This window comes from Nocardia sp. NPDC058518 (assembly GCF_042719655.1).
Classification (GTDB): Bacteria; Actinomycetota; Actinomycetes; order Mycobacteriales; family Mycobacteriaceae; genus Nocardia.
Genome location: NZ_JBHXNJ010000027.1, coordinates 48,625 through 63,193 on the forward strand (window position 1 = coordinate 48,625; position 14,569 = coordinate 63,193).

Annotated in this window: 14 protein-coding genes; 11 read left to right on the forward strand and 3 right to left on the reverse strand. The window is 68.0% G+C overall.

Annotated elements, in window-relative coordinates; genetic code table 11:
* Positions 1 to 80: 80 nt before the first annotated feature.
* Positions 81 to 794, reverse strand: coding sequence for a DUF6882 domain-containing protein (locus ACFWPX_RS32350; RefSeq protein WP_378931836.1), 714 nt, complete (start codon positions 792 to 794; stop codon positions 81 to 83).
* 709 nt (positions 795 to 1,503) lie between these two features.
* Complete coding sequence (locus tag ACFWPX_RS32355; RefSeq protein ID WP_378931839.1) at positions 1,504 to 2,493, reverse strand: NADP-dependent oxidoreductase; 990 nt, start codon at positions 2,491 to 2,493, stop codon at positions 1,504 to 1,506.
* A gap of 213 nt (positions 2,494 to 2,706) precedes the next feature.
* Between ACFWPX_RS32355 and clpB the strand changes: the two genes are divergently transcribed.
* The 8 genes from clpB (at position 2,707) to ACFWPX_RS32395 (ending at position 11,853) form a co-directional block, all read left to right on the forward strand.
* Positions 2,707 to 5,283: an ATP-dependent chaperone ClpB gene (clpB, locus tag ACFWPX_RS32360; protein WP_378931841.1), complete on the forward strand. Its 2,577-nt coding sequence runs from the start codon at positions 2,707 to 2,709 to the stop codon at positions 5,281 to 5,283.
* Between the two features lie 63 nt (positions 5,284 to 5,346).
* Entirely contained in the window at positions 5,347 to 6,162 is an 816-nt protein-coding gene (locus ACFWPX_RS32365; RefSeq protein ID WP_378931844.1) for a DUF5666 domain-containing protein, read from the forward strand.
* A 68-nt stretch (positions 6,163 to 6,230) separates the two neighbouring features.
* A complete protein-coding gene (locus ACFWPX_RS32370) occupies positions 6,231 to 7,433 on the forward strand; it encodes a hypothetical protein (protein ID WP_378931846.1) in 1,203 nt (400 codons plus the stop codon).
* A 54-nt stretch (positions 7,434 to 7,487) separates the two neighbouring features.
* Positions 7,488 to 8,294 carry an SDR family NAD(P)-dependent oxidoreductase gene (locus ACFWPX_RS32375; protein ID WP_378931849.1) on the forward strand — a complete coding sequence of 269 codons (807 nt, stop codon included), beginning with the start codon at positions 7,488 to 7,490 and terminating at the stop codon, positions 8,292 to 8,294.
* Between the two features lie 5 nt (positions 8,295 to 8,299).
* Positions 8,300 to 8,863, forward strand: a complete 564-nt coding sequence (gene pyrE / locus ACFWPX_RS32380; protein ID WP_378764439.1) for an orotate phosphoribosyltransferase — start codon at positions 8,300 to 8,302, stop codon at positions 8,861 to 8,863.
* Positions 8,864 to 8,932: 69 nt separating this feature from the next.
* Positions 8,933 to 9,991 (forward strand): beta-ketoacyl-ACP synthase III, encoded by a 1,059-nt coding sequence (locus ACFWPX_RS32385; RefSeq protein ID WP_378922718.1) that lies wholly within the window; start codon positions 8,933 to 8,935, stop codon positions 9,989 to 9,991.
* A 1-nt stretch (position 9,992) separates the two neighbouring features.
* Positions 9,993 to 10,682 carry a lysoplasmalogenase gene (locus ACFWPX_RS32390; RefSeq protein WP_378931851.1) on the forward strand — a complete coding sequence of 230 codons (690 nt, stop codon included), beginning with the start codon at positions 9,993 to 9,995 and terminating at the stop codon, positions 10,680 to 10,682.
* Positions 10,683 to 10,872: 190 nt separating this feature from the next.
* Positions 10,873 to 11,853: an alpha/beta hydrolase gene (locus ACFWPX_RS32395; RefSeq protein WP_378931853.1), complete on the forward strand. Its 981-nt coding sequence runs from the start codon at positions 10,873 to 10,875 to the stop codon at positions 11,851 to 11,853.
* Here ACFWPX_RS32395 and ACFWPX_RS32400 read toward each other — a convergent pair.
* Complete coding sequence (locus tag ACFWPX_RS32400) at positions 11,837 to 12,283, reverse strand: hypothetical protein (RefSeq protein WP_378931887.1); 447 nt, start codon at positions 12,281 to 12,283, stop codon at positions 11,837 to 11,839. The two genes, ACFWPX_RS32395 and ACFWPX_RS32400, sit on opposite strands and share 17 nt — an antisense overlap.
* Before the next feature lie 72 nt (positions 12,284 to 12,355).
* Between ACFWPX_RS32400 and ACFWPX_RS32405 the strand changes: the two genes are divergently transcribed.
* The 3 genes from ACFWPX_RS32405 to ACFWPX_RS32415 all read left to right on the forward strand — a co-directional run bounded on the left by ACFWPX_RS32405 (position 12,356) and on the right by ACFWPX_RS32415 (position 14,569).
* Complete coding sequence (locus ACFWPX_RS32405) at positions 12,356 to 12,658, forward strand: DUF4190 domain-containing protein (protein WP_378922724.1); 303 nt, start codon at positions 12,356 to 12,358, stop codon at positions 12,656 to 12,658.
* 21 nt (positions 12,659 to 12,679) lie between these two features.
* Positions 12,680 to 13,345 (forward strand): TrmH family RNA methyltransferase, encoded by a 666-nt coding sequence (locus ACFWPX_RS32410; RefSeq protein ID WP_378931855.1) that lies wholly within the window; start codon positions 12,680 to 12,682, stop codon positions 13,343 to 13,345.
* 132 nt (positions 13,346 to 13,477) lie between these two features.
* Entirely contained in the window at positions 13,478 to 14,569 is a 1,092-nt protein-coding gene (locus tag ACFWPX_RS32415; RefSeq protein WP_378931889.1) for a glycoside hydrolase family 76 protein, read from the forward strand.

The window sequence follows — 14,569 nt, forward strand, 5'->3', positions numbered from 1 at the left end:
ACGCACGAGGCCGAGCCGCGGATCCCTATTGTGCGCTATGTCTCATTCGTGAGGCTGAGCCATTGCTCTGTGAGACAGCGTTATCCGTTGCTCATCTGCAAGTCCATGCTCTTCATCCTGGCCAAGTCGTCGAAGGCGATCTCCCCGGTGATGCCAGGTCCGGTGATCGTTGCCCGGGAGTGGTCGCCGGACCACTGGATGCCGAGTCCTCGATGATTGGCGTAGGCGTGGAGTGCGCGGCGCCGGTCGGTGAGAGGAAACTCGGTGAGCCCCTCCTGAATAACCCGGGCGATGCGCGGCGCGAATGGCGCGGGCAGCACGAGCGACGGATGCTCGATCAGAAACGCGGCCCTGGTCCCGCCGCCGACCGGCCCGCTGTAAGCGGTCCACACCCCGGAGATCGCCTTGGCTGCGTCCATGAATACATTCACCACGCCCTCGGCCCGATCGGGCGAACCGGGAAGTACGGCGAACGGCACTTCCACGTCAGCGATTTCACTGATCCCATAACGGTTTCCGATGTCGCGCACGGACTGCGCGAGCCCGGTGACCGAATCCGGGTAGCCGGCCGGGTTACCCCACGCCCACAACCAGGACTGTGGGCCCGGAGCGGCCGACCCGAGCAGATGCATCCGCTCGCATTCGATCGGCTGATCCCCGGTCAACGTGAACCGGCCGACCGCCAAGTCGACACTCCACCCACGATCACCGGCGATATCGGCGAGATGCAGTTGATGCTCGAAGGAATACAGAGCGGCATCGTCGAGCAGGTTCGCCAAAGTCACATCAGACATGACGGCGAGCGTACCGAGCGCGAATCGGATCGCGGGAACGATCTTTCCGCCCGCGTAGCCCTGCCGGAACTCGATGTGAACTAGTCGCACGGTTCTCGCGGAAGTTACTGGCCAGAGCGGAAACTCGCTAGTTGCTAGTGTGCGTGGGAGTGTGTAGCGTCACACGAACAAGAACGGCCGCCCGGCGAGCGCCAACTCACCGAACGGCCTAGGTACGAAACAGACAGCAGCTGTTCGCACCGTAGGGTGAAATCCTACATGCAACGGCTCGGCGCATCCTGCGTCGGGCTTTCGTCGTTCCAGGGGTGTGTCCATACCCTGACGACGGGCTGTCTGTGTCGTCTCCTGGGCTGGCCGCTCCTGTCGGTCGTTATCGGAGAGCCCGACCGAGGGACAGACAACCCTGACACCCAGCCTCCTGCGAGCACCTTCGTCGTACGCCTCGCACGTACGCACCTGGTCGGTTCGGGAGTGCACACCTTCGACCGGGTCCAACGCTGCCACACGCCGAAACAGGCGTGGGGCCAATTGTGTTGGCCGAGGACGCAAATCGGGGTTCGGTGCGGGGAAGCGGGCAGGGATGGTTACGACACCGGCACCCTTGGGTGCTCCTTATCGCCGACAGCACCGCACGTTCGGGTGAGGAGCGAGCCTTGGTGGAATCGCCGACCGAGGTTCGGGGCCGGTGAATGCTGTAGGCGGGCGGGAATCAGATGGTGAGAACGGTTTTCCCACGTGCGCTGCCCTGGCCGAGCACAGCAGGAGCGGCTTCCAGTGGCACGGTCATCTGCACCGGAACAACAACGTCACCGGCGGCGACCCGGGACAGCAGTCGGCTCAATTCCGTTGAGCGCCCCTTGGACTCGAAGTTGCCGCCGGTGATGTCGTGTTCGCGCAGCGCCGCTTCGTCGGCCGCCCAGGTCGTCGAGTAGGCATGGCCACCTCGGCGGACCAGGGTGGCGTGGGTGGCGAAATCTCCCGGTGAACTGATCAAGTCGAAGAGCACATCGATGCCGTCGGGGTGGGTGAAGCGGACGGCGTCGGCGACGCTCGAGTCCTGGCGGGTGGCCGGGTCCGGATCGACGAAATTCGGGTCGGCGGGGCGGAACTGGGTGTAGTCGACGGTTTCGGCGGCACCGAGCCGGGCGACCTGGTCGGTGGCATCGGTGCGAGCGGTGGCGATCACATGCGCGCCCGCGATGTTCGCCAGCTGGACGAGGAACGAACCCACGCCGCCGGTCGCGCCGACGATCAGCACCGTCTGGCCGGGCTGGATGTGCGCGGCGTCGACCAGATCCTGGGCCGTCACGCCGGCGACGGGCAGCGCCGCGGCGGCCACCGTGGTGACCCCGTCGGGGATCGGGACGAGAGTCGCGTCCTCGGGGACGGTGGCGTACTGCGCCCAACTACCGTGTCCCGCCGGCGCGGTCAGGAACTTGCCGACCACCTTGTCGCCGATCTTGAATTTGGTGACACCGGTACCGACCGCAGAGACGGTGCCCGCGCCGTCGACGCCGAGGATCATCGGGAAGTCGGTGGGCATCTTGCCCTCCAGGATGCCGTCGGCCATTTTCAGATCGAACGGGTTGACCCCGGCCGCGTCGAGCGCCACTTGAACCTCACCGGGACCCACGCCCGGCACCGGCACATCGGCGAGCTCGGGTGTGGCACCGAACTTCTGAACCACGATCGCGCGCATGGGGGTGAACTCCTCCGCATCGGGGGTGAGCCGGGCACCGCAATCCTAGGCGGATAGCCGTTCGACATGCAGTGATTGATCGTCTTCGGTGGTGTCGCGGCGTACCGTGAAGCGCGGCTTCGAAGTCCGCTGAAAATTTTTAGAGTTGAGCGGAACAGACTCAACTTTGTGAGCGTTGAACAAGTCGATACCGGACACACACAAGGGAGATTCGTGGACTCGTTCAATCCCACCACCAAGACGCAGGCGGCATTCAACGCCGCCCTTCAGGCCGCCGCGGCGGCGGGCAATCCGGAGATCCGTCCGGCGCACTTGCTGGTGGCGTTGCTGGATCAAACCGATGGCATCGCCGCACCGTTACTCAAGGCCATCGGGGTCGATCCGGCGACAGTCGAACGTGAGGCGGGTGCCCTCGTCGACCGCCTGCCGCGTGCTACCGGCGCCACCACCACACCACAATTGGGCCGTGAAGTCCTCGCCGCGATGACCGCTGCCCAGCGGCTCGCCACCGAGCTCGGCGACGAGTTCGTCTCCACCGAAAACCTGCTGGTCGGGTTGGCCGAAGGCGACTCGGACGTCGCCCAGCTGCTGCGTAAGCACGGCGCCACCCCGGAGGCCCTGCGCGACGCGTTCACGGCTGTCCGCGGCGGCAGTGGCCGGGTCACCAGCGCCGATCCGGAAGCGAGCTACCAGGCACTCGAGAAGTACTCCACAGACCTCACCGACCTGGCCCGCGCGGGCAAACTCGACCCGGTGATCGGGCGCGACACCGAGATCCGGCGCGTGGTGCAGGTTCTGAGCAGGCGCACCAAGAACAACCCGGTGCTCATCGGCGAACCCGGCGTCGGCAAGACCGCCATCGTCGAAGGTCTGGCCCGGCGCATCATCGAAGGCGATGTGCCGGAGTCGTTGCGCAACAAGAAGGTTGTCTCGCTCGACCTCGGCGCGATGGTGGCGGGCGCGAAGTATCGGGGTGAATTCGAGGAACGGCTCAAGGCCGTGCTCGACGACATCAAGAACAGCGCGGGCGAGATCATCACCTTCATCGACGAGCTGCACACCATCGTCGGCGCGGGCGGCACCGGCGACTCGGCGATGGACGCGGGCAACATGATCAAGCCGCTGCTGGCCCGCGGCGAGCTGCGCCTGGTCGGCGCGACCACCCTCGACGAGTACCGCAAGTACATCGAGAAAGACGCGGCGCTCGAACGGCGATTCCAGCAGGTGCTGGTCGGCGAGCCGTCGGTGGCCGACACCATCGGCATCCTGCGCGGCATCAAGGAACGCTACGAGGTGCACCACGGCGTGCGGATCACCGATTCGGCGCTGGTGGCGGCCGCGACGCTGTCGGACCGCTACATCACCTCCCGGTTCCTGCCAGACAAGGCGATCGACCTGATCGACGAATCGGCTTCGCGCCTACGGATGGAAATCGACTCGCGCCCCGTCGAGATCGATCAGATCGAGCGAGCGGTGCGACGCCTCGAGATCGAAGAGGTGGCGCTGGAGAAGGAGACCGACGCCGCGTCCAAGCAGCGGCTGGAGAAGCTGCGCCAGGAATTGGCCGACGACCGCGAGAAGCTCAGCCAGCTCACCACCCGCTGGCAGAACGAGAAGAACGCGCTCGATTCGGCGCGCGGGCTCAAGGAGCAGTTGGAGGCGCTGCGCGGGGAGTCCGAGCGGGCCGAACGTGACGGTGACCTCGGCAAGGTCGCCGAGCTGCGCTACAAGCGCATTCCCGACCTGGAGAAGGAGCTCGCCGACGCCGAAAAGGCCAGCGCCGCAGCGTCCGACGGTGACGTGATGCTCAACGAGGAGGTGACTCCCGACGACATCGCCGACGTTGTCTCGGCGTGGACCGGGGTGCCGGTCGGCCGGATGCTCGAAGGCGAGACCGCCAAGCTGCTGCGGATGGAAACCGAGGTCGCGGGGCGCGTTGTCGGGCAGGAAGAGGCGGTGCAGGCGGTCTCCGACGCGGTGCGCAGGGCGCGTGCCGGTGTCGCCGATCCGAACCGGCCGACGGGCTCGTTCCTGTTCGTCGGCCCGACCGGCGTCGGCAAGACGGAGCTGGCGAAGTCTCTCGCCGACTTCCTGTTCGCCGACGAACGCGCCATGGTGCGCATCGACATGAGTGAGTACAGCGAGAAGCACTCGGTGGCCCGGCTCGTCGGCGCGCCGCCCGGATATGTCGGCTACGACCAGGGCGGCCAGCTCACCGAGGCGGTGCGCAGGCGGCCGTATTCGGTGGTGCTGTTCGACGAGATCGAGAAGGCGCACCCGGACGTCTTCGACATTTTGTTGCAAGTTCTCGACGAAGGCAGGCTCACCGACAGCCAGGGTCGCACGGTCGACTTCCGTAACACGATCCTCATCCTCACCTCCAATCTCGGCGCCGGTGGCGACCGCGATCAGGTGATGGAGGCGGTGCGGCGCGCGTTCAAGCCGGAGTTCATCAACCGGCTCGACGACGTGGTGATGTTCCACGCGCTCGATGCCGGGCAACTGGAGTCGATCGTCGACATCAACCTGCGTCAGCTGCAGAAACGGCTCTCACAGCGCAGGCTGACCCTCGACGTCACCGACGAGGCCAAGCAGTGGCTCGCCGTGCGCGGCTACGACCCGGCCTACGGCGCGCGACCGCTGCGCAGGCTGATCCAGCAGGCCATCGGCGACAGTCTGGCCAAGGAACTCCTCTCCGGTTCGGTCGCCGACGGTGACACCGTGAAGGTGAGTGTGGACGACGCCGCCGACAAGCTCGTCGTCGAACGCGAAGTTATCCACAGCCCGTGATTTATCCACAGCCCGGTGCGTAGGGACCTCCCAAACGCACCGGGCTGTCCTACCCTGGAGCCCATGACGAACCCGAACGATCCGTGGGGGCAACGCCCGGAGGATTCGCCGACCGAACGGCTGGGTTCGCCGGGCACCGACTCGACCACGCCGTACGGAGGCGATTCGTTCGACGAGTGGGGGCAACCGTCGAACCCGACGCAGGCGTTGCCACCGCACGATGCGCAATGGGGTGCCTACGAAAGCGGCTATCCCGCAGCTCAACCCCCGCCGCAGCAGGCGCCGCCCGGCTACGGCCAGGGTTACCAGGCGCCGCCACCCGGCTATGACCAGGGCTATCCCGCCGCGCCGCCGCCCGGTTATCCACCGCGTCCGCAGGACGGTGACCAGCAAGAATCGCCCAAACGCCACACCGGTTTGTGGATCGCGCTCGGCTTGGGTGTGCTGGCGCTGATCGCGGTCGGTGGGGTGCTGGCCGGGCTCGTGCTGAGCGGCAACGACTCCGAGGACAACACGGCTTCGGCACCGACGACCACCCAGCTGGTCGTCCCGCCGACACTGAAACAGACCACGCCGGGCGTGCCGCCGAGCACGAGCGGGCTCCCCGGCTTGCCCGGCCTGGGTGGCGGCGAGGATCTCGGCGCCACCATGGGCAGTATCACCGCCAATACCGGCACCGAGATCACCATGAGCACCCTCGGCGGATCCGATGTGCGGGTGCTGATCGACGATGCCACCCAGGTGATCTCGCTGACCAGCACGAAGGCGAGCGAACTTCCTGTCGGCGACATGGTTATGGTGCAGGGCGACAAGAACCCAGACGGGTCGATCCACGCCAAGATCATTATCAGTACGGCGTTGCCGGGCGGCCCCCGATGAGCGACCCGCGCGTCGAATCCCCGGTGCTACCGGGCAATCACGGCGACGGCTGGATAGGCTAGGCGACGATGACGGCTATGTGGTTCGGGTTAGCAGCGATCGCACTCGTGGGTGCGGTAGTTCTGCTGTATTTCGATCGGGTCCAGCGGCAGCGCACCGGACACGCGAGACAGGTGTGGGCGAAGTCCCAGGGCTATACCTACGTGTCGGTGGAGCCGGCGCTCGCCTCGACGTGGCGTCGTGGCGCGCTGGCCAAGCTCGGCTACCTCTCGGCGGTCGACGTGGTCTCCGGCATTCGCAAGGGCGAGAAGTTCGTGCTCTTCGACCTGGAGGACGCGGCCACGCTGGTGGCCGTGCGACGCCAGATCGGCTCCGAGATCGATGTCGATATGCGGCTCAAGACCGCGGCGCCGCCGAAGGACCATGATCTGGAACTGCTCGGCGCCATCGGCGACCGGGTGGTGTTCGCCACCGATCCGGAGATCGCGCGCCACGCCGTAGATCAGCGGATGGTCGGCTTCATCGAGTCGCTGTCCGACACCGTGCAGATGCTGTGGAGCGAGGGCAACTGGACTCTCGGCATGCTTCCCGTCGGCAGCGGATCCAAGGACTGGGAGACCGCGATCGACGTGGTGCTCCGCCTGTCGGGCCTGCTGCACGTGCTGCCCCCGGTGGCCGAGCCCAACGAATTCACGCGGCCGAGGTCGAGTGCCAATCTCGCGCCCGGCTTCCGCCCCGAGTACGACGACGAAGACGACGATCGCGAATTCGCTTCGGGCCGGACGGAATACGCCGACGTCGAAGAGCGCGGTCGCGCCCGCTTCCCCGGTCCCGACGAACTCGATGCCGACGACGAGCCCTACGCCGCCCGCGGCGCGGCGGCACGCCAGCCCGAGACCGACGAGCCCTACGACAGACGTGGTGCCGCGGGCGGCATCGACGACGACGAGCGCTATGCCTCTCGCGGTGCTGCCGCACGCCAGGACGACGGCGCTCGTGGCGGCCTGTCCCGCGAGGATCGCGCCCCGATCGGCGGCCGCGCCCCGGCGCTGCCCGCCGACTACGACCCCGATCTCGACGACCCCGAGTTCGAAGACCAGCCCGCACCCGGACGCCGCCCGCTCGGCGAACAGCCCAAGCGCCCGTCGCTGGCCGTCGTCCCCGAGCCGCGTCCCCGCGTCGAGCCACCGCACGACGACGCGGAACCGGGCAGGCCGGGCGGACCGTTCCACCCCGGTTTCCGTCCGTACCAGGGTCCCGTACCGAAATGATCCACCTGCCGTGGTAGTCATCGCGGCACCCTCCTCGACCGGAATCGATCTGCGATGACCGCTAGTCCCCTGCGCCTTCCCGGCGTACACCGCCCCGTCGCCATGATCACCGGACCGACGTCCGGCATCGGGCAGGGCTTCGCCCACCGCCTCGCCGCCCTCGGCTACGACCTGGTTCTCGTCGCCAGGAACGAGGAACGGCTGCGTGGACTCGCCGACGAGCTGGCCCGCCGTTTCGCCACCTCCGCCGAGGTCCTCGTCGCCGACCTGGCCGATGACGAGGACCGTGCCCGCGTCGCCGCGCGCGCCGCGAGCGGCATCGACTTCCTCTTCAACAACGCGGGTTTCGCGCATTCGGGTGAGTTCTGGACGCTCGAGCCCGCGCAGCTGCAAGCCCAGCTCGACGTGAACGTCACCGCGGTCCTGCAGCTCACCAGGGCGGCCCTGCCGCCGATGGTCGCGGCGGGCACGGGTTCGATCGTGAATGTGGCGAGTGTGGCCGGGTTGATCCCCGGACGGGGGTCGACCTACTCGGCCTCCAAGGCCTACGTCGTATCCTTCACGGAGGGTTTGGCGGGTGGATTAGTGGGCACCGGTGTCCGCATCCAAGCGCTGTGCCCCGGATTCGTGCAGACCGAGTTCCACCAGCGCGCGGGCATCGAGATGAGTTCGCTGCCCAAGCGCCTGTGGCTCGACGTCGATCAGGTCGTCGACGGGTGCCTGCAGGATCTGGACTCCGGCCGGGTGATCAGCGTGCCCGGCGTGCAGTACAAGGTGCTCACCGCGGTCGCGGGCTTCATCCCGCGCACCCTGGTGGCCCGCATGAATCGCGGACTCTTCAACGCACGCGGAAGGACATGACTTAGATGATCGACCAAGCACGTCAGGCGCTCACGAAGGCCGATCGCGACCAGCTGGCCGCCCTCGTGCGCGAGCTCGCGGTCGTGCACGGCAAGGTGACGCTGTCCTCGGGCAAGGAAGCCGACTACTACGTCGACCTGCGTCGCGCGACCCTGCACCACCAGGCCGCCCCGCTGATCGGTTCGCTGCTGCGCGAACTCGTCGCCGACTGGGACTTCGACGCCGTCGGTGGGCTCACCATGGGCGCCGACCCGGTCGCGATGGCCGTGATGCACGCGCCGGGCCGCCCGATCGACGCGTTCGTGGTCCGCAAGGCGGCCAAGGCGCACGGCATGCAGCGCCAGATCGAGGGCCCCAACATCGTCGGCAAGCGCGTGCTCGTCGTCGAGGACACCACCACGACCGGCAATTCGCCGCTCACCGCGGTGCGCGCGCTGCGCGATGCCGGTGCGATCGTGGTCGGCGTTGCCACCGTTGTCGATCGGGAAACCGGCGCTGACCAGGTGATCGCCGAGGAGGGGCTGGAATATCGATCCATCCTCGGCCTCGACGATCTCGCCCTGGGTTAGCCTGAACAACGCCGAACCCGGACGACGACGTGGTCTGTCCGGAAAGTCTGAAGGACGTGTGAGTCACCTGTGGTGAGCATTGCAGTTAACAAAGGTCGCGACAACGTTGCGATGCTCGGGATCGGTGCCTACCGGCCGAAGCGCATCGTCACCAACGCCGAAGTGTGCGAGACCCTCGACTCGACGCCCGACTGGATCTTCGAGCGCACCGGTATCCACAACCGGCGCTGGATCAGTGGCGACGAGACGATCCGGTCGATCGCCGCGGCCGCCGGTGAGCGTGCGCTGAACAACACCCCGATCGATCGATCCAAGATCGGCGCGGTCATCCTGTGCACTTCGAGCTGGCTGAAGCTGACCCCGCACGGCGCCCCCTCGGTGGCCTTCGACCTGGGGCTCAACGGCGTCGCGGCCTTCGACCTCACCTCCGGCTGCGGTGGCTTCTGCTACGGGCTCGGCGTCGCCGCCGACCTGATCCGCGCCGGTTCCTTCGACTACGTGCTGGTGATCGGCGCCGAGACGATGACCGTCGGCCTCGACCCCACCGACCGCGGCACCGCGATGATCTTCGGTGACGGCGCGGGTGCTGTGGTCGTCGGTCCGGCCGAGGACAACGGCATCTCCCCGACGGTCTGGGGCAGCGACGGCGAGAACGCCGAAGCCATCGCCCAGGACGTCGATTTCCTGGAGTACATGAACAAGGCGCAGGCCCTGCAGGGCACCGATCCCTCGGTCGAGGCCGTCGGCCGGATGTCGCTGCGCATGGAAGGCCCGAAGGTCTTCCGCTGGGCCGCGGTCACTCTGCCGCGCGCGCTCTCGGCGGCACTCGAGACCTCCGGCGTGGCCAAGGACGACATCGAGGTGTTCGTCCCGCACCAGGCCAACGCCCGGATCAACGAGCTGATGAAGAAGAACCTCGGCCTTGCCGAGAGTGTGCCGATCGCCAACGACATCGAGAACACCGGCAACACCTCCGCCGCCTCGGTGCCACTGGCGATCGAGGAAATGCTGGTCACCGGCAAGGCGAAGGGCGGTCAGCTCGCGCTGCTGCTCGGCTTCGGCGCGGGCCTGAGCTACGCGGGCCAGGTCGTTACCCTGCCGCCCGCCCCGAAGGAACCGAGCTTCTGACATGCGAAAGCTGCGCGCCGCTTACCTGGCGGCGGGGGCGGTCACCGTGTTCGGTGCCGTCACCGGCCGTGACCGCCTGCAATGGGTCGCCAAGCCCCTGCTGATGCCGCTGCTCGCCGCCGACGCGGTGACCGGCGGTGTCGAGCAGGATCCGGCCGAGCGCCGGATCCTGCTCGGCTCGCTGGCCGCGGCCACCGTCGGCGACGTGCTGCTGCTCGACCCCGACGACGACCGCCGCCTCATCGCGGGCGCTTCATCGTTCGCGGTAATGCAAACCGGCTACTCGCTGCTGTGGTGGAAACGAGGCGCTCGTCCCCGTCCCGAGATCGCCCTGCCCAGGGTGGTGGCATGGGCGGGCGCGGCTGGTCTGCTGCGCGCTAAGGCCCCCGGCCTCGCGATCCCGCTCACCGCGTACGGCGCGACCCTCGGCACCGCCGCGACCCTCGCATCGGATCCTGCCCTTGCGCCGGACGCGAAGAACATCGCGGGCCTGAACATTCCGAACTCGGACCCCCGTAGTCGGCTCGGTGTCGGCGCCCTACTGTTCACCGTCTCCGACGCCCTGATCGTCCTGCGCCGCCTCTTCGCCGACGACGACCGCACCCGCAGGGTCACCGAAGGCGTAATCCTGGCAACCTACGTCGCCGCGCAATACCTGCTCACGGCCGCTCTTCGGGACCGCAGCCACTGATTTCGCTCGCACATGGGTAACTCATCGGGCACGAGCAAACCCGACCCGATCAAGACCGCAAGACGCCGGCACTACCTGTTTCGCGCCTCCGTCCGGCCATGAATCGCGGGGAGGCGGACCAGCACGCCCCGTCACACGGCGCTTACCTCGGTGTCGTCGTCATGCAACAGCCCGCGCGCACGCTTCCAGGATGACCGGGGAATCGCAGTTCATCGAGGTGCACGGGTATCGCCGGGCGTTCCGGATGGCGGGAAACGGGCCGCCGCTGCTGCTGATCCATGGGATCACCGACAGTTCGGGGACTTGGGCGCCGGTGTTCGACGCGCTCGCCGAGCACTACACCGTGATCGCGCCCGACCTGCTCGGTCATGGTGAATCGGCCAAACCGCGCGCCGATTACGCCGTGGCGGCTTATGCCAACGGCATGCGTGACCTGCTCAGCATTCTCGGCATCGAGCGGATCACCGTGGTCGGGCATTCGCTGGGCGGCGGGGTCGCGATGCAGTTCGCCTATCAGTTTCCCGAGAAGGTGGAGCGGATCGCGCTGGTCTGCCCGGCGGGGATGGGCGCGGGCGTGCACCCCGCGTTCCGGCTCGCGACCCTGGCGGGTGCGGGCCCCGCGCTGATGGCGATCACCAGCTGGCCGGTCCGCACCGCCGTGCGCGCCGCGATTCCGGTGGTGACGGCGGCGGGGGGACTCGGCCTCGGTCCCGACGCCGAATACGTGCTCCGCCTCTACGGCCACCTCGCCGAACCGGGAGCCCGCAACGCCTTCCTGCGCACCATCCGCGCCGCCGCCGACCGCCGCGGCCAGACCATCACCATGCTCGACCGCGGCTACCTCGCCGCCCACCTCCCGACGCTGGTGATCGGCGGCACCCGCGACACCGTCATCCCGTCGGGCCACGCCGCTCGCGCCCACCGAGCCTTTCCCGGCAGTCGCATCGAGATCTTCGCGGGCGCAGGCCATTTCCCGCACCACTTCAACCCCGACCGCTTCGTCAAACTGATCCGCGCCTTCATCGAAGAGACCGACCCGGCCGTCTTCGATCCCCTCCGCTGGCAGCGCACCCTCCGCCGCGGCCGTCCCATCGTCGGCCTCCCCTCGCCCGATCCCGAGCTCGAACCAGCGCCCGTGCCGACGGTCGAACACCTCAAAGAACCAGGATGATCCGATCCCGGTCCTGCGGGTCGACGCGAATCGGAACCGTCTCTCCCACAACCATTCTCGGCTTGTGTACCGGCATCACGTCCACCACGATCGTCCCGTGGTAGCTCTCGGCCCCTGGCACCGTGAGCTCCACATCGAACTCGGTCAGCTCACTCGCATGATCGGTCCGGCTCAACGGATGCACCCCGTCGATCCGCGCCCACCCCTCCAGCCCGTACTTGCGCAACCGCCGATCCGCCCGCGTCGGCATCGAAGCCCATGTCATCGCGATCCCGCACGCCGAGCCGAACAGCCCGACCATGATCATCACCTGATACGGCGCCGTGCCCGGCGGTGCGTGCGGTGCCAACCACCCCAGCCACACCGCGAGCGCGATCAGATACCCGGCCACGACGCCGATCAGCGCCCGGAATACCCGCTCATGATCCATCTCGCTCACCACCCGCAAGTCGGTGTTCTTCCAGGGTAAGCGCCCCATGGCCGCCGCGATTACGCTTGGCCGATGAGCTATCCGCCCCAGGGCTATTACGCGCGCCCGCCGGAGCACCCCGAGTCGAACACGGCCCTCATCCTCGGCATCCTCGGTCTTGCCCTGTGCGGCTTCTGCGCCCCGTTCGCCTGGGTGAAGGGTCGCAAGGTCGTGGCCGAGATCGATGCCTCCGGCGGCCAGTTCGGCGGCCGCTCGCAGGCCAACGCCGGCTACATCATGGGCATCGTCGGGACCTGTGTCCTCGGCCTGTACGTCGTGCTGACGATCGGTGTCGTGATCCTCCTGGCGACGACGGCCGATTCTTCGACCTACTGAGCCCCCACCTAGCATTGCCGGGTGAACGAACAAGAGGTCGCGGGCCCGACCGAGTGGGGCGAGCACCCGCACGGCCTCGGTCCGTGGGAGCAGGAACACGACACCCCGGTCCCCAGCGACGCACACTATGACCCCGTCCTGCTGGCCGAGGGCGACCGCCGCAATGTCGTCGACGCCTACCGCTACTGGACCCGCGAGGCGATCGTCGCCGACATCGACGCCCGCCGGTTCCCCTTCCACGTGGCCATCGAGAACTTCGGCCACGACGCCAATATCGGCACCGTCGTGCGCACCGCGAACGCCTTCGCCGCCGCGGCGGTGCACATCGTCGGCAGGCGACGCTGGAACCGCCGCGGCGCGATGGTCACCGACCGCTACCAGCACCTCGTCCACCACAGCGACCTCGCCGAACTGCGGGAGTTCGCCGCGCGCGAGGGACTCACGGTGGTTGCCGTCGACAATGTGCCCGGCGCGGTCCCACTGGAAACGGCCGACCTGCCACGCGACTGCCTGCTGCTGTTCGGCCAGGAGGGCCCCGGCGTCAGCGACGACGCGAAAGACGCAGCGGCGCTAACTGTTTCGATCGCCCAGTTCGGCTCCACCCGCAGCATCAACGCCGGGGTGGCCGCGGGCATCGCCATGCACGCCTGGATCCGTCAACACGCCGATCTGTCCGCGGCTTGGTAACGGAATGGGCACGCCAATGTCGGTACCACCTGGCACCATGGAGCCATGACCTCGCGCAGCGGCCGGCGCCCCCAGCCCTCTGATCGCGCCGGATCCGTGCCCACCCCGGCGCTGTGGTCCGAGCGTGCCGATATGGCCGAGTCCGCGATCGTCTCGCGGCATCTGCGCATGCTGTGGGGTTGTCCGGGAACGGAATTGGGTGTTGTCGGCTGGCCGGCGACCCGCCGTGAGCGGGCCTTCGCGGGCTGGCACTACTGGTGGCAGGCCCACCTGCTCGACGTGGCGGTGGACGCCGCCAACCGCGTCCCCACCCCGGCCAGACGCAGGCGCATCGGCGCGATCGCCCGCGGCATCCGGCTGCGCAACATCACCGGCTGGACCAACCGCTACTACGACGACATGGCCTGGCTGGCCATCGCCCTGGAACGCGCCGAGCGCACCCAGGAACTCACCTCGGCCCGCAGTGGACTCCTCGCCCTCGAACAGAAGCTCTACGGCGCCTGGGAACCCGAGGTCGGCGGCGGCATTCCGTGGCGGATCAAGTCGGACTTCTTCAATGCCCCGGCCAACGGCCCGGCGGGCATCGCGCTCTTACGCCTGGGTCGCGTGGAGCGCGCGCGAGAGATGGCCGACTGGCTCGACGCGACCCTCCGCGACCCCGAAACCGGTCTGATCCTCGACGGTATCCACCTACCCTCCGGTGAGATCGAACGCCCCGTGTTCAGCTACTGCCAGGGTGTCGTCCTCGGCTTGGAAGCCGAGCTGGCTGTGCACACCGACGACGACGAACGTCACATCGCACGGGTGAGCACCCTGCTGGCCGCGGTGGAAGAACACATGACCACCCGCCTGGTGATCAATGGTGGCGGCGGCGGTGACGGTGGCCTGTTCAACGGGGTGCTGGCGCGTTATCTCGCGGTGGTCGCCCTGATGTTGCCGGGCGAGGGCAAGCAGGCCGAAACCGATCGGCGCACCGCCGCGGCCATCGTGAAAGCCTCGGCCACCGCCGCCTGGGCCAATCGACTAGAGGTCGAAGGCGAGCCGCTGTTCGGGCACGACTGGAGCAAACCGGCCCGGCTCCCAGGAGGCACCGCTGGCGCGGGCAAGTTCACCCCGGGCGGTTCGGTGACGGCCTCGGCCGTGCCCGAACGCGACCTATCCGTGCAGCTGTCCGGCTGGATGCTGATGGAAGCCGCCTACCAGGTCAGCGCGGCCGGGCTGTAG

What these genes read in the sequence shown, in the direction of transcription:
- ACFWPX_RS32350 (WP_378931836.1), bottom strand. Translation starts at nt 794, where the DNA reads ATGTCTGATGTGACTTTGGCGAACCTGCTCGACGATGCCGCTCTGTAT.
- ACFWPX_RS32355 (WP_378931839.1), bottom strand. Translation starts at nt 2,493, where the DNA reads ATGCGCGCGATCGTGGTTCAGAAGTTCGGTGCCACACCCGAGCTCGCC.
- ACFWPX_RS32365 (WP_378931844.1), top strand. Translation starts at nt 5,347, where the DNA reads ATGACGAACCCGAACGATCCGTGGGGGCAACGCCCGGAGGATTCGCCG.
- ACFWPX_RS32370 (WP_378931846.1), top strand. Translation starts at nt 6,231, where the DNA reads ATGACGGCTATGTGGTTCGGGTTAGCAGCGATCGCACTCGTGGGTGCG.
- ACFWPX_RS32375 (WP_378931849.1), top strand. Translation starts at nt 7,488, where the DNA reads ATGACCGCTAGTCCCCTGCGCCTTCCCGGCGTACACCGCCCCGTCGCC.
- pyrE (WP_378764439.1), top strand. Translation starts at nt 8,300, where the DNA reads ATGATCGACCAAGCACGTCAGGCGCTCACGAAGGCCGATCGCGACCAG.
- ACFWPX_RS32390 (WP_378931851.1), top strand. Translation starts at nt 9,993, where the DNA reads ATGCGAAAGCTGCGCGCCGCTTACCTGGCGGCGGGGGCGGTCACCGTG.
- ACFWPX_RS32395 (WP_378931853.1), top strand. Translation starts at nt 10,873, where the DNA reads ATGACCGGGGAATCGCAGTTCATCGAGGTGCACGGGTATCGCCGGGCG.
- ACFWPX_RS32400 (WP_378931887.1), bottom strand. Translation starts at nt 12,283, where the DNA reads ATGGATCATGAGCGGGTATTCCGGGCGCTGATCGGCGTCGTGGCCGGG.
- ACFWPX_RS32405 (WP_378922724.1), top strand. Translation starts at nt 12,356, where the DNA reads ATGAGCTATCCGCCCCAGGGCTATTACGCGCGCCCGCCGGAGCACCCC.
- ACFWPX_RS32415 (WP_378931889.1), top strand. Translation starts at nt 13,478, where the DNA reads ATGGCCGAGTCCGCGATCGTCTCGCGGCATCTGCGCATGCTGTGGGGT.